The 21,494-nt window shown below is 51.6% G+C and carries 17 protein-coding genes; 3 read left to right on the top strand and 14 right to left on the bottom strand.

Annotation, left to right across the window (positions count from 1 at the left end):
* Nucleotides 1-100: 100 nt before the first annotated feature.
* The 4 genes from IX84_RS24370 to IX84_RS24355 form a co-directional block, all read right to left on the bottom strand.
* Nucleotides 101-2,380, bottom strand: a complete 2,280-nt coding sequence (locus IX84_RS24370; protein ID WP_044227031.1) for a gliding motility-associated C-terminal domain-containing protein — start codon at nt 2,378-2,380, stop codon at nt 101-103.
* A 120-nt stretch (nt 2,381-2,500) separates the two neighbouring features.
* A complete protein-coding gene (glgP, locus tag IX84_RS24365; protein ID WP_044227028.1) occupies nt 2,501-4,123 on the bottom strand; it encodes an alpha-glucan family phosphorylase in 1,623 nt (540 codons plus the stop codon).
* A 109-nt stretch (nt 4,124-4,232) separates the two neighbouring features.
* Nucleotides 4,233-5,897: a DEAD/DEAH box helicase gene (locus tag IX84_RS24360; protein WP_052516359.1), complete on the bottom strand. Its 1,665-nt coding sequence runs from the start codon at nt 5,895-5,897 to the stop codon at nt 4,233-4,235.
* 186 nt (nt 5,898-6,083) lie between these two features.
* Nucleotides 6,084-6,341: a hypothetical protein gene (locus IX84_RS24355; RefSeq protein ID WP_152605221.1), complete on the bottom strand. Its 258-nt coding sequence runs from the start codon at nt 6,339-6,341 to the stop codon at nt 6,084-6,086.
* Between the two features lie 203 nt (nt 6,342-6,544).
* Between IX84_RS24355 and IX84_RS24350 the strand changes: the two genes are divergently transcribed.
* A complete protein-coding gene (locus IX84_RS24350; protein WP_160213912.1) occupies nt 6,545-7,090 on the top strand; it encodes a hypothetical protein in 546 nt (181 codons plus the stop codon).
* Between the two features lie 116 nt (nt 7,091-7,206).
* Complete coding sequence (locus IX84_RS24345) at nt 7,207-8,094, top strand: RNA-binding domain-containing protein (protein ID WP_044227018.1); 888 nt, start codon at nt 7,207-7,209, stop codon at nt 8,092-8,094.
* Nucleotides 8,095-8,100: 6 nt separating this feature from the next.
* On the opposite strand, the gene IX84_RS24340 is transcribed toward IX84_RS24345, so the two are convergent.
* The 8 genes from IX84_RS24340 to sufB all read right to left on the bottom strand — a co-directional run bounded on the left by IX84_RS24340 (nt 8,101) and on the right by sufB (nt 15,380).
* Complete coding sequence (locus tag IX84_RS24340; protein WP_044227015.1) at nt 8,101-9,045, bottom strand: nucleoside hydrolase; 945 nt, start codon at nt 9,043-9,045, stop codon at nt 8,101-8,103.
* 61 nt (nt 9,046-9,106) lie between these two features.
* Complete coding sequence (locus tag IX84_RS24335; protein WP_044227012.1) at nt 9,107-9,580, bottom strand: RrF2 family transcriptional regulator; 474 nt, start codon at nt 9,578-9,580, stop codon at nt 9,107-9,109.
* A gap of 54 nt (nt 9,581-9,634) precedes the next feature.
* Nucleotides 9,635-9,946, bottom strand: coding sequence for an SUF system Fe-S cluster assembly protein (locus IX84_RS24330; RefSeq protein WP_044227009.1), 312 nt, complete (start codon nt 9,944-9,946; stop codon nt 9,635-9,637).
* Nucleotides 9,947-9,990: 44 nt separating this feature from the next.
* Nucleotides 9,991-10,416, bottom strand: coding sequence for a SufE family protein (locus tag IX84_RS24325; RefSeq protein WP_044227005.1), 426 nt, complete (start codon nt 10,414-10,416; stop codon nt 9,991-9,993).
* 9 nt (nt 10,417-10,425) lie between these two features.
* Complete coding sequence (locus IX84_RS24320) at nt 10,426-11,664, bottom strand: aminotransferase class V-fold PLP-dependent enzyme (protein ID WP_044227001.1); 1,239 nt, start codon at nt 11,662-11,664, stop codon at nt 10,426-10,428.
* Nucleotides 11,665-11,670: 6 nt separating this feature from the next.
* A complete protein-coding gene (sufD, locus tag IX84_RS24315) occupies nt 11,671-13,011 on the bottom strand; it encodes a Fe-S cluster assembly protein SufD (protein WP_044226998.1) in 1,341 nt (446 codons plus the stop codon).
* Between the two features lie 89 nt (nt 13,012-13,100).
* The gene (sufC, locus tag IX84_RS24310; protein ID WP_044226995.1) at nt 13,101-13,862 is read right to left on the bottom strand and encodes a Fe-S cluster assembly ATPase SufC; all 762 of its coding nucleotides are present in this window, start codon (nt 13,860-13,862) and stop codon (nt 13,101-13,103) included.
* Nucleotides 13,863-13,934: 72 nt separating this feature from the next.
* A complete protein-coding gene (gene sufB / locus IX84_RS24305) occupies nt 13,935-15,380 on the bottom strand; it encodes a Fe-S cluster assembly protein SufB (RefSeq protein ID WP_044226993.1) in 1,446 nt (481 codons plus the stop codon).
* A 354-nt stretch (nt 15,381-15,734) separates the two neighbouring features.
* On the opposite strand from sufB, the gene IX84_RS31485 reads away from it, so the two are divergent.
* On the top strand, nt 15,735-16,892 hold the full coding sequence (locus IX84_RS31485) for an oxygenase MpaB family protein (RefSeq protein WP_152605220.1): 1,158 nt from the start codon (nt 15,735-15,737) through the stop codon (nt 16,890-16,892).
* Between the two features lie 104 nt (nt 16,893-16,996).
* Here the strand turns inward: IX84_RS31485 and IX84_RS24295 are convergent, their stop codons facing one another.
* Nucleotides 16,997-18,448 carry a RagB/SusD family nutrient uptake outer membrane protein gene (locus IX84_RS24295; protein WP_044226989.1) on the bottom strand — a complete coding sequence of 484 codons (1,452 nt, stop codon included), beginning with the start codon at nt 18,446-18,448 and terminating at the stop codon, nt 16,997-16,999.
* Nucleotides 18,448-21,432 (bottom strand): SusC/RagA family TonB-linked outer membrane protein, encoded by a 2,985-nt coding sequence (locus IX84_RS24290; RefSeq protein WP_044226986.1) that lies wholly within the window; start codon nt 21,430-21,432, stop codon nt 18,448-18,450. The genes IX84_RS24295 and IX84_RS24290 overlap by 1 nt, the downstream gene beginning before the upstream one ends.
* Between the last annotated feature and the right edge of the window lie 62 nt (nt 21,433-21,494).

The raw sequence follows: 21,494 nt of genomic DNA, 5'->3' as shown, positions 1-21,494 counted from the left end.
TTTGTGGAGTTTTTGCGGTTCCTATAATATAATTACGAAAACCGTTATTTGTTTGGATGTTCACTTACAGTAAAGTCACTCCACGCCGCACAGATCAATGCTATCGGATCAAATGTACCATACCGGACTGCACCTGTTGCTGCCCGGCCTGTTCGTAAGTTAGCTGCCAAATATAGGCGCCAGGGTTCATCGGTTCGCTGCCGGATTTACCATCCCAGCTTTGTCCAAGCTGATCGCTTTCGAACACAAGCCCGCCCCATCGGGAGAAGATTTGCAGGCGGTAGTTTTGCATAGGGCACAGGTCAATGGGCAGAAAACCATCATTGATGCCATCTTCGTTTGGAGAGAAGGCATTGGGGACGTAGAAGCAATTCTCGCATCCAATAGGCTGTAGGTCAATGCTATCCATGACCGTGCCGCAGAGGTTAGTGGCCAACACGGTATAAACGCCCGGGGTGGTAAACGTAGTGAGGGCGGCTGTGCTTCCATTGGACCATTGTACGTCATTTTGAGGTTCCGTTGCTGCTTTGAGCTGCACGGAACCGCCCGGGCAGAGCGGGGCAGCTCCTTGTATCTCCAGTGTGGGAAAAGTTAGGCTGTCTATGGAAAAGACGGTATCAAATTCCCCGCATCCGTTAGTCACGGTGATGTGGTAGGTGCCGCCACCGGTCAGCGTTACGCTGTCGCCCACACTGCCATTTGACCAGGTATAACCTGTAGCACCCTCTGAAAACACACTTGCTCCGGCTGTTTCATCGGGGCAAAGGGCATCGGGTGCCTGAAGAAGTATAGGCGGCACGTCCAGCACATTTAGCATCAGGGTATCCGTTGCCTGCCGGCCACAGAGGTCGGTAAATAAAATGGTGTAGAGCCCGCCATTAGTCACCTGTATCGTGGCCGTGGTGTCTCCGGTAGACCAGAGTAAAGTACCTGATATATTTGCCGTTGCTGCGAAAGTGGCGGTATCGCCTGTGCAGAGGGTGTTCGGGCCGTTGATATTTACAATGACGGTGTCTGTCAGTTCCTCCACTTCAATAGTATCGCTCACCATGCCACAATCTGCAGTAACGGTCAGGCTGTAAATCCCGGGTTCGGTAACCGTCAGGCTGGTATCAGTAGAGCCGTCCGACCACAGGAAGGCATCGCCATTGGTCTGGGGGATGAGGGTGATGGGGCCATTATCACAACTAAAGGTGGTATCCGGGCCCAGGTCAGCGATCAGGGTTTCCTGGGTGTCAAAAATGTAGTCCATGAAGTTGGGGAGGCCCAGGAAGGGCTGATCCGGGGTCTGAAAATTAAAGACTTCCTCCTCCAGATTGGCTTGTTCTGAATTGGGGCAATTAATGGCATGCAGGTGGGTGACCTGAGGGGCATCTTCATCGTAGGAGACCAGGTAAATGCGGCCTTCCGGAGCAAGCTGCATGGCGCCAAGGCGTTCATTTGGGCCTGGCCCGAGGATGGTTCTCGAGGACAGGAAACCGGGATTGAGCGGTTCGTAACGCACCAGCAAAGAACCGCTGACGGTAGGTTCCATCACATACAGGTAATTGCCGTTGGGGGAGAAGGAGTAGCTAATGGAGTTGACGGCTCCGGGCAGGGTCCGGGGATTGGAAATATTGCCATTATTGGCATTGAAATTATACAGCACGCCTCCAACGAACAGCCGGTTGCGCGCCGGAGAAATCTTAATCGGGCCAGCCAGGGAATCAATGACGTCCCGCTCTTCCAGCGTTGGACCTAAGACTTCTGTGGGTGTCACGCGGTAATTGAAAAAATCACCGGTATTGTCATCCACAATGATGACCCAAAAGTCGGTACCATTCCCGTGCAGAGTGCCGCTTAGGGATTCAAAACTGGGGACATGAAGCCGGTCATCCTCAAATACAGTGCCCCCAAGCCCGCCATTCAGGGTACGGTTGAGCAAAAAATGCGTGAGCCCGCGTCCCTGCAACTGGCCAGCGGGCAGCCCGTCGCTGGCAAACTCCCGCTCTTCCATGGTGAAGAGGTAATGCTCATCGGCATTGCCCGGATTAGGGATAAAGAGGGCAGACTGAACGGCACCAAAGCCACCGCCCCGGAGCCCTTCCATGTCGTACAACACATTATGGCTGGCGTTCCAGATGCTTCCCGAGGGTTGTCCCGGGGTAGTGCGTCCGCCTCCGTTGGTATAGTACAAAAGGTTGCCATCTGTATCACAAACTGAGGCACAACCTTCCGATGTTTGCAGCGCACCATTGGTGATCAGGACCGGGTCACCAGAAGAGAAGTCAATACCCTGTTGGTTGCCAAAATACCAGATGTTGCCTTCATTTTGGCTCAGCGCGGCAAAAGACAGGAAAAGGAGGGGTAGTATCAGTCCAGCAAAGGGCGTTTTTTTCATACAGCACGGTTTTGCCCAAAAGTAAGGGTAACCGGCCAATTTTTCGGTCGGTTACCCTTCAATACTGATTTTTGCAGGTTGGGAAAGGCTTAAATATTCTCCCAGGCTGCTTGTTTTACACTACGCGGTGTACAGCAAATCGTAGTACTCTTCCAGCATCCGCTTGACTCCAAAGGCATCGCGGGTGCTCTGAATGCTGGCGTGCATCATTTTTAGCCATTTTTTGCGGTTATCGTAGTAGGTGGGCACGACTTTGTTCAGCAGCACGTCGTAGAGCGCCTCCCGGTCGTTGTCATCCTGTTCTTCCAAGTTGTCGCTTTCGAAGGCATTGCCGATCTGCCAGCCATTGACGCTATCCTGGCAGGCTTCCGGCCACCAGCCGTCGAGTACGCTAAGGTTGAGCACCCCGTTCATAGAGGCTTTCATGCCGGAAGTTCCACTTGCTTCCTTAGGGCGGCGTGGGTTGTTGAGCCATACATCGGAGCCGCGGGTGATGGCGGCACCAATTTCCATATCGTAGTTTTCCAGGAAGACCACGGCATTGGGATAGAGCTTGGACATGCGCACGAGATTGGCTGCAATCGCTTTGCCGGTATCGTCCAGGGGGTGGGCACGACCGGAAAAGACGAGCTGAATCTTGCCTTCCTTCAGGTAAGGCTCAATAACTTCAGGTTTGGAGAAGATCAGGTCGCTGCGCTTGTAAGGCACGGAGCGGCGCGCGAAGCCGATGATCAGCTTTTCTTCGTCGAGGGTAACACCGTTCTTGCGTTTGACAAGGTCAATGAGTGCCCGCTTGTTCTTCAGGTGCGGTTCCCAGAGGTCTTTGCCAGCCTCAGCAGCATCAAGCATCGCCTGATCCACCCAGGTACCCTGATGGATACCATTGGTAATGGCAACGATATCGGAACGGTCGTGGATGTGCTTCCACATTTGGTTTGCCGTCTCGCCGTGCAATTGAGCTACGGCATTCGATTTTTTGGAAAGGCGCAATGCTCCCACAGTCATATTGAAAGGGTCGCCCGCCAGGCGGCGGAGTTGGCTGGGTTTCATGCCCAGGTTGGCGCCCATGTACATCAGGCGGTCGACCGGGTGGGACTCATTGCCCTGAATTACAGGCGTGTGGGTGGTGAATACGATTTCGTTTTTGCTTGCAGCCCAGGCTTCCTCGAAAGTCATCCCGTCTTCCATCTTTTCGCGCATCAGCTCAAAGCCGGCAAACAGGGCATGACCTTCATTAAAGTGGTAGACATCTACCTCAATGCCCAGGGAGCGGAGAGCCCTCACACCGCCTACACCGAGGACCAGCTCCTGCGCGATCCGCTCTTCTCCAAACCAGCCGTAGAGCTGCCCTGTAATCCAGCCATCTTCATTACCCGGCACATCCGTATCGAGCAGGTAGAGCGGGGCATTGCCGAAAGCCTCGAGTTTCCAGACTTTGCAGGCGACATTTCGGCCACGGATTTCGACATTCACCGTAATGCCGGTATCCTCCATAAAGTCGTCGTAGTTGTAGTTGCGGTAAGAATCGTAGGGCTTGCCATCCTCCCCAATGAATTGGTCGGTATAACCCTGTTTCCATTTAATGCCAATGCCGACGATAGGGTAGTCGTACTGCTTCGCGCCTTTCATATAGTCGCCAGCCAGGATGCCCAGGCCACCTGCATAGGCTTTGAAGCGGTTGTCCAGCCCGTACTCCATGCAAAAGTAGGCTACGCGGGGCAAGGTGCCTTTTGAATCTGCCATAATGTGGGTTTTCTGTTTGTTGTGATCAAAGAAATAGCAGGGCGCGGCATTTGCTGTGCCCCGGGATCCAATATAGCAGAAAACCCGTTAAAATCGGAGCCTTGCAGGCTTACTTTGCAAACTTCTTTTTGCCTTTTTTGCGCTTGGGGAAAGACCGGCGTTTCTTATTGGACTGCCCCGGCTGTGGCCCGCCATCGTTTACCCGCAGTGTGCGGCCATCGTAGGTTTGCCCATCGAGTTTGTTTATCAGTGAGGCAGCAGCCTGTACTTCAACCTGTACGAAGGCATGCTTTTTCTGCAGGTCGATTTTTCCGACGTCAGCACCGTTGATGCCCCCCTTTTCGCACAGGTAGGCGAGGAGTTCCCCTTTGCCATTGATATCCATTTGACCGATATTGACGAATACCCGGCGGGACTCATTGGGCTTCAGGAAGGCTTTATCTGCCCGTGGTTTTTGCCCGATCGGCTTGCTTTTGGCGTAAGCCTGCATCTTTTTAGGCATAGTGGCAGAGGCAACCCGGAGCAGCAGTTCTTCCCGGGACAAGCCTTCGAACTTAGCAGCAATCTCCGGTAGATAGTCCATCAGTTCCGGGTTTGGTGATGCTTCACTGATTTTATCAAAAAAGCGCATCAACCGCTGTTCGAATATAGCTGGGCCGGAGGGGATTTCCACCGCTTCAAATGTGATTTTGGAGACTTTCTCCAGTTTCCGGAGCAGGTGCCGGTCCTTAGGATGGGCGAGGACGAGGCTAATCCCTTTATTGCCAGCCCGCCCGGTACGGCCGGAGCGGTGGGTATAGAAGTTGAGGTCATCCGGGATGTTGAAATGGAAAACATGGGTGATGTTGTCGACATCAATGCCCCTTGCGGCAACGTCCGTGGCCACCAGGATTCGCAGCCGGCGGTCGCGGAAGCCCTGCATGACCCGGTCGCGCTGTGCCTGATTAAGGTCACCGTGGATGGCATCTGCTTTGTAGCCATCCCGGGTCAGTTGTTCTGCCACTTCTGCGGTTTCCCGGCGTGTGCGGCAAAAGACGAGCCCGAAGAGGTCCGGCTCCATATCCAGGAACCGGCGTAGTGCCTCGTAGCGTTCTGCGGGGCGTAAAACTACGTATTGGTGGCTAATGTCTACGTTGCCGGAGTTCTGTGTGCCTACCGACAGCTCAAAGGGGTTATCCATATAGTCCTGAGAGATTCGGCGGACATCCGGTGGCATGGTAGCCGAAAAAAGCCAGGTACGGCGTTGTTCCGGGACGGCTTCCAGTATCTCATCAATTTCCTCTTTGAAGCCCATATTGAGCATTTCATCGGCTTCATCCAGCACGACTTGCTGCAGGTGGGTATAATCAACTTTGCCCCGGCGCATGAGGTCACGCAAACGGCCAGGAGTGGCTACCAGGACCTGCACGCCTTGTTCAAGCGCTTTTATCTGCCGGCGAATGTCAGCTCCTCCGTATACCGGGAGGATTTTCAGCTTGGTCTGGTTTTTTGAGAAAGACTCCAGTTCTCTGCAGATTTGCAGGCAAAGCTCTCGGGTAGGGGCCAGCACCAGAGATTGTACGAATGGCAATGCCACGTCGGTTCGGTGCAGCAGCGGCAGGCCAAAAGCCGCCGTTTTGCCGGTACCCGTTTGGGCCAGGCCCACGAAGTCTTCCTCGCCGGAAAGCAGGCGGGGAATGGCTTGTTCCTGAATGGCAGTTGGAGATTCGAAGCCGATAGCAGACACAGCTTCAGTGATAGACTGGGAGAGGCCCAGTGACTCAAAAGTACTCATGATCAAATGTTAAGCTGCACTCCGCAGCAGCAATGATGAGTAGCATTTGAGCTTTGCAGTATTGGGCGGAGCATCACCGTCCTGAGCAGGCTGTCAGGCCCGCAGTTTGAGCACAAACCCGTCTTGTGCGTTCATTCTAAGCTTCCGCTACTCGAAATCGGGGACAAAGGTAATGTTTTTTCCTGATTATTCCGGCAATTGTTCAATCATTTGCCAAAGTCCCTGTTTGAGCTGCATATTGAGCCTTTCTGTATCCGGAGACGAGGGTGCGTCACTGTTGCGTTTCCTTTGTAGTTCCTGCCAGCGCTGATAACACAGTACTGCATCGTTCAGGAGCAGGTTGTTGCCCATTTGATCTGATAAGGTAATCAGGGATTTGATCACTCCTTCAAAGTCTTCTTCAAGGAGCCTTTTTTGAAGCGCTTTCTTAAAGGATTGACGCATATCATTGTGCTTTCTCTGAATAATCTTTATATTTGGGTGCCCTACCATTAATGATTTAAGCAAACACTAGAACTGATAACCCCGGGAGACTTCATAACTGTTGAGCTCCTGTCCAATTTATGTTCCTGAAGCACCGTTTGCTTTAGGAACATAAATTGGATTATTGAACCTTTTAGGAAACAACTATTTACTCAATGCCCAGCATGAAAAACCTGTTCTATCTATTTTTGTTTGCTTCTTGTATTTCGTTTTTCCGACCCCAAACGGTGGCTGCCAATACGCCAAAGGCAGTAGACGTCCAGAATGTCCAATTTGTCAGCGAAAGTATCGTTGCATCTTCCAGTTCCCATTTCACACGATCTGCTATGGGTATGGAGCGGTCTTTACAGTTGAGCAGCTTTGTTGCCAAAGCTCACCATGTATCCGTTTTACTGTCATGGGTAGTAGATAAGCCTGCAGATGAGGTGTCTTTTATTATTGAGCGGGCCCTCGAAAACAATACCTGGAAAAAGGTAGGGCGGGTTACTGCGGCAGCAGGTCAGCGCGAGTTTAGTTTTTGGGATGTGCGCGTCCAGCCAGGTGAAGCCTACGAATACCGTCTTGTGAATGAGTCGGACGGCGTTTCGTTTCAGGCTTCCGAGCCCGTAATCCTTCAGGTGGATAACCCGTTCGATGAATACCTTATCATTTTGGGGCTGCTTGGGTTCATTGGTTATATTGCGCATCAGACAAGGAATCTCGTTCACTGACCCACTGTGTCAGGTTTTCTTCAGGGCAGTTTCATTTTTTTCCTTAGCTTTATTGCGCAGGTATTTGGTTGATCTGAATGCCATATTAAAAGGACTGAATAAAACGATGCCAAACGATGAACGAAGATATTTTTAAAACCCTGCGCGCTTGCAAAGAACTGGTCAATTTAGAGGATGCGGAAATCAAACAACTGGCCAGTGTAGGTAAGCTTGTGGACTACGAAGCAGGGCATGAGGTTTTTTCTATCGAACAGAAAGGGGAGTCTTTTTATATCGTTCATTACGGCCGTTTGATCCTCTATTTAACCCGCAAGGAGCCTAAATCCTACACCAAGGGGCAGCTTTTCGGTGAAATTGCCATCTTCAACAAAACATCCCGCCTTGGCACTATCCGCGCAACGGAGCCGTCTAAACTTATCGTTTTTGATAAATCAGAAGTATTTGATGACACCAAAATCCCCGAAGAGCTCAAACTTAAGCTTTCGTGGGCACTGACTCAGAAAATCATCACTTATCTCGTTGCTGATGAATCAGCCAACAGCAAGCGCATCATCGATAAAGGAGAAAGCGATATGGTGGAATTTAAGGAGTCTATTGACAAGTACCACCGCGATAAGATCATTCAAACCCTTTCTGCATTCATGAATCTAAATGGAGGCACTGTCTTTTGCGGAGTAGACGACGAGGGCAAGATTATTGGGCTGGATGCCACCACTTCAGATATTGACAACTTTAAGCGCAGCATCACAAGTGCGGTACAGCGCAATCTTGGTTCCTTCTTCGCTACACAGTTGTCCTTTGATATTGAGAAGATTGATGATCATATGATTTTTCGGATTGATACGCCACCTGCCAAGTCGCCCGTGTTCTACCGTGATGTAGACAAAAAAGGCAACGAACAGGAGGTCTTCTACATCCGGACGGGATCCGCAAATATCAAAATCAAGAAAAGTAGTGAAATTATCAAATACATTGGAGACCGCTACCGTTTCGCAGGCCAGTAGTCCGATTTAAGGGGCCTGCCAGCTTAGCAGAGACTGCCAAAAGCCAGCTTCCATTAGTGGTGCATTGATAGCAGTGCAAAGCTTGATGGTTCGCCTGTTGTTTTCCGGCGGTGTGCGTACTTTCTTCCATTTTGCCCACTCGGGGTGCAGCACAGCCTCCACCAGTGCGAGGTCCCACATGATCCAGCTTGTCCCGGCGTTTACTGAATCCCATCTTTTAGTTAGCCGCCGGCATAAAGGTGTACGGCATGCTGTAAGTTTCTGAAAGGAAGACTTTCGCTGGAAGGTCAAGGACTGGGCAATATTGGCCGGCATGACCCAAAGTTCCAGTTCAGCAGTGTTGAGCAGAAGGTCAAAGGCATTGAGGTCGTTGCGGATGTTGAATTCGTTCTTGTCCCAGGCTTTACTTCTTAGGTCATATCTTGCACCCAGCAGATAAACCCTTAAGTTGCCAGCAATCTCCGGTGCGGCAGCGATGGCTGCGGCTACATTAGTAGAAGGGCCGAGGCAGATAATATTTAGTTTATTTTCGGTATCCGCTTTACCGGCTTTATCGATGATAAATCTTGTTGCAGGGCTTGTGGGAACAGGTGCGCCAGCATAATACCCCCATGCAAACCCCAGCATACGGTCACAGCCGCTGAGGGTTGGTACCATCCAATTGCCGGTTTCCGCAGCAAGGTGCTCATTGAGCTGCTGACTGATTTCCAGCGTGTTGATGCTGTCCGTCGAATAGTTATTCCAGCTAGGGTCTGTAAGCAGTTGTGGGTTATTAAAATGCGCTGACTGTAGCGAAAGCACTTTGAGCCCATCCGGGGCGAGCGCTCTTGCAATGGCATAGAGATCATCCATTTCGTTGCCGGTGTCTGCATCAATGATGTAAGCCGGTTGGGCTGCAATAGCGCAAGGCAAGATTATTGAAAAGAGGAAGATGGATAGCCGGTTTCTCATAAGCAGTGTGTTTTCTCACTGCCAAAGATAGGGTTTTGAGCGCGAATTGAAAGCTGAGCTCTTATGCTGTAGCGGGTTGTATCTGAGATAGGATTTGCTCCAGCGCTGAATTGGTTTCGGTTTCAGAAGCGAGCAGGTCTTTCAGACTGATTTGTCCCAGTATATGATCAAGGGACTGCTGCACCACCCGCCATAAAGACCGCACGGAACAGTCTACGGAATTTGTGCAAATCCGAAAGCCAGCAGAGTGCTTATTGCAAAACCCTTCGTCAAATAGAGCTCCGCCCAGTGCGCGCAGGACTTCCCCAACGTTAATATTTTCCGGCGGCTGTGCCAGTACATAGCCGCCTTTTTGGCCACGGGTGCTTTCGATAAAGCCCGCCAGGCGGAGCGTTCGGGTCAGTTTGCCAACATAGCTGTCTGACATGCCCTCCAGTTCGCTGAGTTGCGGAATACTAAGCCCATTTTGTTCATCGGCTTCCGCAATGCGGATGAGAATGCGCAGTCCGTACTCGTCTTGGGCGGAAATTTTCATAGCCTTTTGCGGTTAGGATCGGTGGTGAATAATGTTTGTTTTGTATGACCTAAATTAAAACATGTCCAGGGCAAACCGGGCTTCTTCGCTCATCATGTCCTTGCTCCAGGGCGGGTCATACACGACCTCCAGCTCCACATCACTGACGCCCTCCACCATAGCCACTTTTTGTTGTACCTCCATGGGCAAAGAGTCCGCTACCGGGCACATCGGCGTGGTGAGCGTCATGCGCAGATTGACGATACCCTGATCACTGATATCGATACTGTAAATCAGTCCCAGTTCGTAAATGTCCACTGGGATTTCCGGGTCATAAACAGTTTTGGTGGCTTCTACGATTTTGGCTTCTAATGCTGCTTTGTCCATGATTGATCTTCTTTGACGTTGCGTGCGCTAAACAAATGTCGTCGTTACTGGCTTTTCGCGTTGATGGCCAGGCCGTACATCTTCATCTGCTTAACCATGCTGACCAGCCCATTGGACCGGGTGGGGGAGAGATGCTCCTTCAGCCCTATCTTATCAATGAAGTAGAGATCCGCCTTTGCTATTTCCTCGGCTTTTTGGCCAGACAGCACCCGGACCAGCAACGCAATAATACCTTTGGTGATGACGGCATCACTATCGGCCGTAAAACTCACTTTGCCTTCTGCTTCATCTGCATGCAGCCAAACCTGACTCTGACAACCCTTGATCAGGTGGTCTTCATCTTTGTACTGCTCATCAATCAGGGGCAGAGATTTGCCCAAATCGATGATGTACTCGTACTTCTCCATCCAGTCCCCGAAGAAGGCAAACTCATCGATGATTTCGTCTTGTATGCTGTTGATTGGGTTCATTGTGAAATTTTACTTTAACATCAAAACGGCCCTGTTAATTCCCGCCACGAGCGCATCAATATCCGCTTTGTTGTTGTAGAAGGCGAAGGAAGCCCGCACCGTACCAGGGATTTCATACCGGGCCATGAGGGGCTGCGTACAGTGGTGACCGGTGCGTACTGCAATGCCGAGCTTATCCAGGATAGCGCCCAGATCGTAGGGGTGTACCCCATCCACGAGGAAGGAGACCACGCTGGCTTTTTCTTTTGCTGTCCCGATGATACGCAGGCCTTCGATTTGCTCCAGCTGTTCTGTAGCGTAGACCAGCAGTTCGTGTTCGTGCCGGCTGATATTCTCGTAACCAATACTTTGTATGTACCTGACAGCTTCTCCCAGGCCAATGACGCCCGAAATATCCGGCGTGCCGGCTTCGAACTTATGCGGCAATTCGTTGTAGGTGGTCTTTTCGAAAGTCACCGTTTTGATCATCTCTCCTCCGCCATGGTAGGGCGGCATTTGCTCCAGCCATTCTTCCTTGCCGTACAGCACTCCTATACCCGTTGGGCCAAACATCTTGTGGCCGGAGAAGGTGTAAAAATCCGCATCGAGGGCCTGCACATCTACCTGGGTATGAGGGATGGCTTGTGCGCCGTCCACCAGCACGGGGATGTTCAGTTCGTGCGCCCGGTCGATAATGGCTTTCACGGGGTTGACCGTGCCCAAAGCATTAGACACATGTACCAGAGAAACGATTTTCACGCGCTCATCCAGCAGCTCGTAGAGGGCATCCAGGTCAATTTCGCCCGCATCGTTAACCGGTGCCACCCGGAGTTCCGCTCCGCGCTCCTCACAAATCATCTGCCAGGGCACAATATTGGAATGGTGCTCCATGGCTGTAATCAGTACCGCATCCCCCTGATTAATAAACTTCCTCCCATAGGAAGAAGCAACGAGGTTGATCCCTTCGGTGCAGCCCCGGACAAAGATGACCTCCTTTTCGGAAGGAGCATTGATGAATTGGCGCACAAGCTCCCGTGCCTCTTCAAAAGCAGTAGTCGCTTCCTGGCTCAGCTGATACACCCCCCGGTGCACATTCGCATGCCCGGTACGATAGTAATCATTGAGCCGGTCGATGACCTGTGCCGGCTTTTGGCTTGAGGCTGCGCTGTCCAGGAAGATGATGGGCTTGCCGTTCATCTCCTGTTCCAGCAGCGGGAAATCCTTGCGGATTTTTTCAATATCAAACGCTTGTTGAGCGGTAACTTCCATGTTGTTCTACTGTTCGAATTTCTGGTTGATCAGCATCTCTGCAAAATCGCGGACCTGCTCGTGCTTAAAGTACTCCAGCACTTCTGCGATGAAGGCGTGTTGCAGCATAGCCCGTGCCTGATGGTCGTTGAGACCGCGGCTGCGCAGGTAGAAAACGGAGGACTCATCGAGCTGCCCGATTGTGGCACCGTGGCTGCACTTCACGTCATCAGCAAAGATTTCCAGCTGTGGCTTGCTGTCCATTTCGGCTTTATTGGACAGTACCAGGCTGCTACTCTGCTGGAAGGCGTTGGTCTTTTGTGCATCCTTGCGCACCATTACTTTGCCATTGAATACACCGCGGGCGCTGTCGGTTACGATGCCTTTGTAAAGCTCATTGCTTTGACAGTGCGGTACGGCGTGATCAATGAAGGTATGGTTGTCAATGTGCTGTTGCTCCTTGCCAAAGTAAACACCGTAGTAGTTGGTGGTCAGGTTAGACCCTTTGTGCACGGTGTTCAGGTTGTTGCGCACGATGCGGCCACCCAGGTCTACGGTATAGTTTGAGAATTGGCTGTCGCGGTCCTGCTCCGCATCCACCCGGTTGATCACAAAGCCCTCGGCTCCTTCCTGCTGCAGGCAGTAGTGATGGATGTGGGCATTGGCGCCTATGGTAACGCGGTTGTAGATGTTGTTAAAGTAAGTACCGGTAGCTCCCGGCTTCTCAAATTGCCCTTCGATGTAGGCAAATTCGCTGCCTGTCTCCGCCACTGCGATGTTCATGTGGCTGTTGAGGATGGGCGTTTCAGCATTGGTAGACAGGTGAAGGATATAGACAGGCTTTTCGCAAGCGACATTCTTCTCGCTGTACAGGAATAAACTGTGCTGTGAGAATGCGGCATTAAGGGCTACGAAGATATCATCCTGATCCTTCAGAATACGGTCCATATGCTCGCGGGCAATGCTGCCAAATCGGTCGCTGTCCATAGCGTCCCGAAGCAGCATTACATGCATCCCAGCCGGTAGTTCGGCAAATTGTGATAAAGAATCGCTGAGCTGGCCATTTACAAAAACAATCAAGTGCGCGTCCATGCCTTCCGGCAGGTAAGCCTGTATATCAGCTGCATCCATACCCTGAGCCTGTCCGATGGCATAATCTGGTTGAAGAATACGGTTGACGCTCGTGTACTTGTACTCTTCCCACCGGCGGGTAGGGAAGTCGAGTGTGCCTGCCAGGGTCATGGCTCGCTGACGGTACTCGTCCAGCGGATGAGCCGACTGCTGATTCGCGGCCTCAGTTTGGTCAAACAGCTCCTGAAACTTTTGTTTTTCGGCTGCGTATCTGTCCTGAGCTACGGTTGTTGACATATCGTAAGCTATTATTTGAAGTGCGGCTTATGAAAATAAGCCGGCAGCTTAGGTTCGTAAATGAATGACTTTGATTGCGGATAGGGTAGTTATACCGCTACTGCGTCTACCTCTTCCTTGATCCAGTCATAACCCTTGTCTTCCAGCTCCAGTGCGAGTGACTTATCGCCAGACTTCACAATGCGGCCTTTGTACAGCACGTGCACAAAATCAGGCTCAATGTAGTTGAGCAGGCGCTGATAGTGGGTCACGATGATGAAGGACCGGTCTTGTGTACGAAGCTTGTTCACTGCCTCTGATACAATGCGCAGGGCATCGATATCCAGCCCGGAGTCGGTCTCATCCAGGATCGCCAGTGAAGGCTCAAGCAGTGCCATTTGCAGCATCTCACTACGCTTCTTTTCACCACCGGAGAAGCCTTCGTTGAGGGAGCGGCGCAGGAACTTCTCGTCCATGCCCACCAGTTCAATTTTCTCGCGGATGTACTTCAGCATCTGCATTGCATTCATGGCTTCCAGCCCGCGTGCTTCACGGTTGGCATTAACGATGCTCTTGAGGAAGTTAGAGGTGCTCACGCCCGGAATTTCGACCGGGTACTGAAAAGCCATAAAGATACCGGCTAAAGCGCGCTCGTCCACTTCCATCTCAAGAAGGTCTTCGCCTTTATATAGTACGCTGCCGCTTTCCACTTCGTAGTCTTCGCGGCCCGCGATGACATTGGCGAACGTACTCTTGCCCGAGCCGTTAGGGCCCATGATAGCGTGTACTTCGCCCGGTTTAACTTCCAGGTTGATACCGTTCAGGATGGTTTTGTCTTCAACCGCAACTTTCAGGTCTTTAACAGTCAACATTATGGTTTGGTATTTTTGTCGTGATCAATTTGGGTAAGGAAGGGAAACCCCTTCCCGGGTTAATGTTTAAGGTTAGCCAACGCTGCCTTCCAGGCTGATAGCGAGGAGCTTCTGTGCTTCCACTGCGAATTCCATCGGGAGCTCGTTGAAGACTTCCTTGGCAAAGCCGTTGACGATAGTATTCACTGCGTTTTCCTCGCTCAGCCCGCGCTGCATAAGGTAGAACAGCTGATCTTCGCCAATTTTGGAGGTCGTAGCCTCGTGTTCCACTTTGGCCGTGTTGTTTTGTACTTCCAGGTAGGGGAAGGTGTGCGCGCCACACTTGTCGCCCATGAGCAGGGAGTCACAAACGGAGAAGTTATGGGCATTTTCAGCCTTCTTGCCAATTTTTACCAGTCCGCGGTAGGAGTTGTGGCTGTGGCCGGCAGAGATACCTTTGGAGATGATGGTACTGCGGGTGTTCTTGCCCAGGTGGGTCATTTTGGTCCCTGTGTCTGCCTGCTGACGGTTGTTAGTTACCGCTACAGAATAGAATTCGCCCACAGAGTTGTCGCCCAGCAAAACGCAGCTTGGATACTTCCAGGTCACGGCAGAGCCAGTTTCCACCTGTGTCCAGGTAATTTTGGAATTGACGCCTTTGCAAAGGCCCCGCTTGGTAACAAAGTTGTAGATACCTCCTTTCCCTTCTTTATCGCCAGGATACCAGTTTTGTACCGTGGAATACTTGATGGTGGCATCATCCATAGCTACGAGTTCTACCACTGCTGCGTGCAACTGATTCTCATCGCGCATTGGAGCCGTACAGCCTTCCAGGTAGCTTACCTGACTGCCTTCTTCGGCGACGATGAGGGTGCGTTCAAACTGTCCGGTGTCCCGCTCGTTGATACGGAAATAGGTGCTCAGCTCCATGGGGCACTTCACGCCTTTAGGCAGGTACACGAAGGACCCATCGCTGAATACTGCAGAGTTTAATGCGGCGAAATAGTTGTCGTTAGCCGGTACTACAGAACCGATATATTTTTTTATCAGTTCGGGGTGTTCCTGCACCGCTTCGCTGAAAGAGCAAAAGATAATACCCAACTCAGCCAGCTTCTCTTTATAAGTGGTCTTCACAGAAACCGAGTCGATTACGGCGTCTACCGCAACACCGGCCAGCATCTTCTGCTCGTCGAGCGGGATACCAAGCTTGTTGAAGGTATCTAGCAGCTCCGGATCTACCTCATCAAGGCTGTTGAGCTTTTTCTTCTTTTTAGGCGCAGCGTAGTAGATGATATCCTGAAGGTCGACCGGCGGGTAGTCCACGTTTGGCCATTTTGGCTCGGTCATTTCCAGGAATTGGCGGTAAGCTTTAAGGCGCCACTCGGTCATCCACTCCGGCTCATTCTTTTTGGCGGAGATCGCACGGACCACATCTTCACTTAGCCCCTTGGGCAGCTTGTCCGTTTCGATATTGCTGGTGAAGCCATATTTATAGTCGCTCTTGGTATGCTGCTCCAGCGTCTGCATGGAATCGCTCATAATCTATGCGGTTTTTCCAGTGTTATTTAGACTAATTCTAATGCAAATGTCAGGAATTTATACAAAAAAGTACAAATAAGGTTTAGAGAATATTACACCTTTTTAGGTATTGGTGTTTCGGGTCGGCTGCTGCTGGTTTTGAAATCGATCGAAACCTTGGAATGTTGCTGGGTTTGATTGGATCTGGCAGGGTTTTATTTTGTAAAATCACAAAAGGGTGTTTTATAATTTTGGTATAGCTGTTTGCAAATTAGGTATAGAGACTCACTATTATTAGGTATATCTGATGAGGGAATAATCTCCAATTATGACCGAAAAGTATGTATCTTGAATATTCAATCAATCCCAGAAGCCATGCCTACGTCGACAACCTGGAACGCTGAATTTTTAGATCAAATGCGCCAAACCGCTGACCCGTTGGCTGATCAGGCGGTTGCACATTTAGTCACCACTGAAGGTCGAGAAGCGGCCCAGCGACTATTCGACCTTTTGATCCGTCGGATTGAAATGCCGTTGGATGAACTGCCCCCTTCACTAAAGGACTACTGGGAAGCCACACAGCAGCTGCCAGATTGGGTAGACTCGCGAAGGGTTGAGGCAGCCCATGGGCTTTTTCGGGATCATGGCCCCAAGTTCCTTCTGTTTTTGTATTACAAGTCGCTCCCCCTGCTTTACTGTTGCAAAAACGGGGCTCAGGTACTGGTGCAGACTAGCCGTCTGGCGCATAACCGGGAGGACATCACCATCTTTACACGGCGCATAGCTGAAACCGGGCAGTTTCTGATCGATGTGATGACCGATGGCGGTTTACAGCCAGGCAAAACAGGCATACAGTCTATTCAAAAAGTCCGGCTCATCCACGCGGCTATCCGCCACTTCATTCCTCCGGAGCGATGGGATACCGAGCGTTTGGGGATGCCAATTAACCAGGAAGACCTTGCTGTAACGCTGATGACTTTTAGTGTCGCGGTAGCAGATGGGCTGGAGCAGTTTGGAATACCTGAACCAACGGAGCGGCTGGAATCTTATTTGCACTGCTGGAAAGGGATCGGTGCCCTCCTGGGAATTGACGAACGCTTGTTGCCGACAGACTTGGCAAGCGCCCGTACTTTACTGGAGACGATTCTCAAGCGTCAGGCAGCCCCTTCCGAAGCCGGGCAATTGCTGACTAAAGCCCTCGTGGAATTTGCGGAGCGCACATTGCCTGCCGAGCGTATGGACGATGCCCCCCAAAGCCTCATAAATTATCTCATTGGCAGGGAGCGAGCCCAAATGCTGGGCATTACGCCCCCTGCGGGATGCCTGCCCGCTGCCGCACCGTTCTTCCTCAAGTCGCTTTTCCGTGCCGGAGAGCGCCTGGAGGATAAAATCCGGGAGCCCAAGTCCGTTTTCATAGACTGGTTTTCCATGCAGATGGCACGACGGATGGTCGGCTATTTCGATACCTACAAGCAGCGTCATTTTGAAGTGCCCGAACGGATGCGGCAGGCTTGGTTTGAGGGAGGAGGGTGATAGGCTGGGTGATGCCTGGCTTGACCACTCAACCCTACGGAGCCATAATCTCGTAGAAATCAGGAAATATTCCCCTATGTGGAAGATAAAACATAAACAGCCTGTCAATACCCCGGATTCTGCACCAAATTCGGGCTCGTATCCAGCTCCCGCTGAGGGATGGGCAGCCGCAGCCGGGGATGGTCCCAGGTGATACCGGGGCGGATTTCGGCACGCTCACGTTGCCTGTCGAAAAGTAAATGCCCTTCAAAGGCCAGTTCGATTTGCCGGTCCTGCTGCAGTATTTTTTTTAGCGCAGCCTGGTTGTACTCGCCGGACTCAATCCGGAGCATCGCATAGCCATCCTCAACAAGCAGGCCGAGCGAATCGTAAACTAAGTAGCCGCGCTGCCGCAATTGATTGATCACAGCAATGGCCTCGTCATGTTGCCCCAATTCCAGGGCAGCCTCCGCCCGGATGAGTAGGCACTCTGTAAACCGGAATAGCGGAAAGTCAAGAAATGTATCCCCCCGGTTGTATTTCAGGCAGTAGAGGGTATCCTGGCTGATCAGCGGCCTGAGCCAATCCGGCTTTGCGGGCCCTCTCAGGTCCGCAATCTGGTAGCCCGCGCTTTCTAGGTTTGTCTGCTGCGCAGAGGAAAGTCCTGAAATGTAAGTCGCTTGCGCAAATTTAGCGGTAATCCTGGCATCTGTATACGCCCAGTCGAGGCTTGCTGTACTTTGATTGCCCAAGCCTCCCAGGGTGAACCAAACCCTTTCCTGGCTATCGGCTTCCCAAAAAACATCGGCAGGGTCCGTTTGCAGTTCGAACGGTCCGTTGATCACAAACCCTGCTTCATCATAGGCAGCGGTATACGCGTGAGCTTCCAGGTACAGGCGTGCCCTCATTGCATGTACCGTATATTGATTTACCCGGCCTGGTACAATTACGGTGGATAGGTTGGCTGCAGCCTGCTCCAAATCAGTCATGATCTGATCGTACACCTCACCAAGGGAACTCCTGCCCGGGTATTGCAGCTCACTTGAGTTTATAACAGGTGTAAGCATGACAGGCACCCCAAGGCTGTCTGCATTTTCCAGGCTATACGGGCGACAGAAATACCTTGCGAGCTGGTGGTAGGTGTATGCCCGGAGGAAGCAGGCTTCGCCGGTAAGCTGGTTTTGTGCCTCTTGGCTAAATCCGGGATACCGGCGGACGACTTCCGGCAGGGTCTCTAAAAGCAAATTGGTTTGATTAATTATTTGGTAGCAAGTGGACCATAACTCAAAAACGCGGTTGTTGCCGGGCTGAACCTGCAGGTTGTCGAAATTTTCAAATCCTTCTCCTTCCAGGGTAGCGCTGCCACCAAGTAGTTCGGCAAACAACAGCGCATTCCTTCCTGCAAATTCTTCACTGTGCACCAGCTGATAGAGGCCGTTCAGTAAAGCCTGAAGGTCATCGGGCGATTCCAGAGCATTTTCAAGAAATAGGGCATTTTCGGGCTGCTCATCCAGCCAATTTTGGCAAGCACTGCAGCAAATAAAAAACATCAACAGGAAAAAGAAGCTTTTTCTCATCACCATTCGGTTTCAAGTCCAAGAATAAAGGCACGGGCAGCGGGTAAATTGTAAAGCCTGCCCCCCTGAGCGCCCGATTGGATATTATAGAACTCGCTGTTGGGGTCCAGTCCTTGGTAGCGTGTCCAGGTCCAGAGGTTCTGTGCGCTGGCGTAAACCCGCATTTTTACATTTGCATCACGTTTTAGCCTCCAATCGTAGGACAGCGTTAGATTTTGAAGGCGCAGGAAATCGGCATCATGGAGGTAGCGGGTAGACATCTGATTGCCATTTGGCTGGAAAAGACGGGCCTGTGGTACATCTGTATTGGTATTTTCCGGAGTCCAGGCATTCAGCTGTGTCCGCAATTGATTGAAATTGCCGGTTGAGAAATTTTCCTCCAGATGCATAAAATCATTTAGGTAAGCCTGATGCCCGACCTTAAAATGAAAAAAGGCCGTCAGGCTAAGCGGGCCGTACCGAACTCGGTGCTGTAGGCCCCCGCTTACATCGGGAATTGGGCTGCCAACGACTTCACGGCTAGCCAGTGCAGCCTGATTGGTGGTACTGCCATCTTTCTGATAAAAGAGGGCATCTCCATTTCCAGGGTCCACACCAGCATAGCGAATAAGATAAAAGGCACCAGCAGGCTCTCCCGGACGAAAAAGGTTGTAGTTATTGAACAGGAGGTCATTGTCCGTTCCATCCCCATCGGTATCGGGCAGGGCAACCACTTCATTACGCAGCCATGTGGCATTAGCGCTGATGTCCCAGCTCAGCGGCCCTTCGACCACTTTGCCACGAAGCTCCAATTCAATGCCAGTATTACGTATTGTTCCTGCATTGCGCCAAATTGTATTAATGCCATTGGTGGCTGGTACAGGCGCTTGCAGGAGCAGGTCGCTGGTATTCCGGTTGAAGAAGCCCAGGGTACCTGACAGCCTGCTTTGCCAAAAAGCAAAGTCAAGCCCAATATCCAGCTGCACGGTTTCTTCCCAGCCCAACTGTGGATTGCCGAGTGATTGCAGGGTAATGCTGCTCTGCCCAAGGTAACTGCCCCGTGGATTCACCAGGCTGTAAGCCGCCAGGTCCTCAATAGCGGCATTCCCGGTTTCCCCAATGCTGCCCCTGACCTTCAGGTATTGGAGCCCGGTATGGCGATTAAGGGTGTGGTCAATGAGTATCCTGCCCACGCCCAGCGCAGGAAAAAACCCAAATTGTTCGTCTCGCCCAAACCGAGTGGAGCCATCGTAGCGGGCAGAAAGGGTAGCCAGCCATTTTTCTTTGAACTGATAGTGCAGCTGAGAAAAGTACCCAAAAAATTCTGCGGCTTGCGCTTCACTAAAGTACTCATTAATCTGACTGGTGGCAGTCAGTACCCGGCTGCGGTCATCTACGGGCCCGCCTGAGGCAAAGTCAACAGTGAAATCCGATTTGAGATATTGCATTCCGGCGATGACTTCGAGGTTATGCGCCCCGGAGCGTAATGGTGCCCAGGTAGCCTGACTGGACCATTGCAGGCTGTTGAGCTGTTGATGAAGCCGGGAGGCAGAGCCACCAAATCTTCCAAAAAAGGTGGCCGGTCCATCGTATCCCTGTTCCTGTTCGTAGGTTTGTTCAACAGCCAACGTAGACCGGAACCTGAGTTGAGGAAGGGGGGCAAATTCCACATAACTGCCACCCAATATTTGTTGTGTTTCCAGCCTCATCTCCTGGTCTTTGAGCACCACTAAAGGGTTGCCGTTGATCCCACCTAGGCCCAAACTGGTGCGAAGAGGTGTTCTGATCAGTTCCCCCTGCTCGTCAAAAGCCTTTGTGTTGGGCAAAAACCAGGCACTCCAGGCATGGGGAGAGCCAAGAAACTGATGCCCGGTATAGCGCTGGGCCGCGCGGCTGGGCGCAAGGTTGAGCCCTGCCGTCCATTCAGGGCTAAACTGATGCCGGATATTGGCACGCAGATTGAGCCGCTCCAGATTAGTCGTGATCAGGTAGCCATCTTCATCCTTGTAGTTGGCTGAAACATAGTATTGAGTTTGCTCATTTCCTCCGCTGAAGCTGGCGTAAGCCTGGTGCTGGAACCCTCTTTGAAGGATCAGCGACTGCCAGTCGGTGTCTGGCTGGGCGTCCACGTTATAAATCAGGTTGGAAAAGCCAGTATTCTCAGCGGCTTGGTTCCAAAGCGTGGCATATTCCCTGCCATTGAGCACATCGTAGCGCTGACTGGCTTCAGAAAAGCCGGCAAAGTATCCGGCCCGCAGTCTTGGCGCTCCGGGCTTTCCCGTTTTGGTGGTAATCAGCAGTACTCCGTTGCCGGCCTGAGCGCCAAAAATTGCCGCCGAAGCTGCATCCTTAAGTACTTCCACGGAGGCAATGTCTTCTGGGTTAAGGGTTTGCAGGGGATTGGTTTGGAAACCGAGAGTCCAGGAACCATTCTGAGCTGGCATGATCATACCATCAATGACAATAAGGGGTTGGTTGCCTGCACTAATGGAGTGGACACCCCGGACGCGGATGCTGCTGGCCGCCGCCTGCCCGCCGGATGCCGGAGTGATGGTGACGCCCGGGAGCTGCCCCTGCAGCCCCAGCTGCCAGCTGTTGAGTGGCATACGCTCAAAGGCTGCCGGCCCGGTTTTGCTGATGGCTCCGGTGACCGATCTGGCACTTTGCTGCCCAAACCCTGTGACGAAGACTTCTTCCAATTGAAAAACGGCAGGCTGGAGTTCGATGCGCATTGGCATTTCACGGAATATGGAAACTGTTTGGGGTTGAAAACCGGTAGAAGTGATCCGGATGGAATCCACATTGGCTATAAGCATAAGCTTGAAATAGCCAAGGGCATCTGTCGGCGTGCCTTTGTTGGTTTGGTCAAGCGGGAATACGGACACTCCGGTCAACGGCTTGCCCTCAGGGTCGGAGACATATCCTTCAATCAGGAAACCGCTTTGCGCATGGGCAAGGAACACAGAGCAGAGCAAGATCACAAAGGTTGCTTTTGTGTTGCTCATGTTATGGGTTTAGTTTGAGATTAAATATCAGTAAAAATTTCATAATTGAGAACAAAATGATC

Origin of the sequence: Phaeodactylibacter xiamenensis (assembly GCF_000759025.1) — a bacterium.
Lineage (GTDB): Bacteria > Bacteroidota > Bacteroidia > Chitinophagales > Saprospiraceae > Phaeodactylibacter > Phaeodactylibacter xiamenensis.
Note: the sequence above shows the minus strand (reverse complement) of the source record. Positions and strands in the feature narration are given on the sequence as shown.

Coding starts and splice junctions, on each gene's coding strand:
- IX84_RS24370 (WP_044227031.1), bottom strand. CDS start 2,380: ATGAAAAAAACGCCCTTTGCTGGACTGATACTACCCCTCCTTTTCCTG.
- glgP (WP_044227028.1), bottom strand. CDS start 4,123: ATGGCAGATTCAAAAGGCACCTTGCCCCGCGTAGCCTACTTTTGCATG.
- IX84_RS24360 (WP_052516359.1), bottom strand. CDS start 5,897: ATGAGTACTTTTGAGTCACTGGGCCTCTCCCAGTCTATCACTGAAGCT.
- IX84_RS24355 (WP_152605221.1), bottom strand. CDS start 6,341: ATGCGTCAATCCTTTAAGAAAGCGCTTCAAAAAAGGCTCCTTGAAGAA.
- IX84_RS24350 (WP_160213912.1), top strand. CDS start 6,545: ATGAAAAACCTGTTCTATCTATTTTTGTTTGCTTCTTGTATTTCGTTT.
- IX84_RS24345 (WP_044227018.1), top strand. CDS start 7,207: ATGAACGAAGATATTTTTAAAACCCTGCGCGCTTGCAAAGAACTGGTC.
- IX84_RS24340 (WP_044227015.1), bottom strand. CDS start 9,045: ATGAGAAACCGGCTATCCATCTTCCTCTTTTCAATAATCTTGCCTTGC.
- IX84_RS24335 (WP_044227012.1), bottom strand. CDS start 9,580: ATGAAAATTTCCGCCCAAGACGAGTACGGACTGCGCATTCTCATCCGC.
- IX84_RS24330 (WP_044227009.1), bottom strand. CDS start 9,946: ATGGACAAAGCAGCATTAGAAGCCAAAATCGTAGAAGCCACCAAAACT.
- IX84_RS24325 (WP_044227005.1), bottom strand. CDS start 10,416: ATGAACCCAATCAACAGCATACAAGACGAAATCATCGATGAGTTTGCC.
- IX84_RS24320 (WP_044227001.1), bottom strand. CDS start 11,664: ATGGAAGTTACCGCTCAACAAGCGTTTGATATTGAAAAAATCCGCAAG.
- sufD (WP_044226998.1), bottom strand. CDS start 13,011: ATGTCAACAACCGTAGCTCAGGACAGATACGCAGCCGAAAAACAAAAG.
- sufC (WP_044226995.1), bottom strand. CDS start 13,862: ATGTTGACTGTTAAAGACCTGAAAGTTGCGGTTGAAGACAAAACCATC.
- sufB (WP_044226993.1), bottom strand. CDS start 15,380: ATGAGCGATTCCATGCAGACGCTGGAGCAGCATACCAAGAGCGACTAT.
- IX84_RS31485 (WP_152605220.1), top strand. CDS start 15,735: ATGCCTACGTCGACAACCTGGAACGCTGAATTTTTAGATCAAATGCGC.
- IX84_RS24295 (WP_044226989.1), bottom strand. CDS start 18,448: ATGAGAAAAAGCTTCTTTTTCCTGTTGATGTTTTTTATTTGCTGCAGT.
- IX84_RS24290 (WP_044226986.1), bottom strand. CDS start 21,432: ATGAGCAACACAAAAGCAACCTTTGTGATCTTGCTCTGCTCTGTGTTC.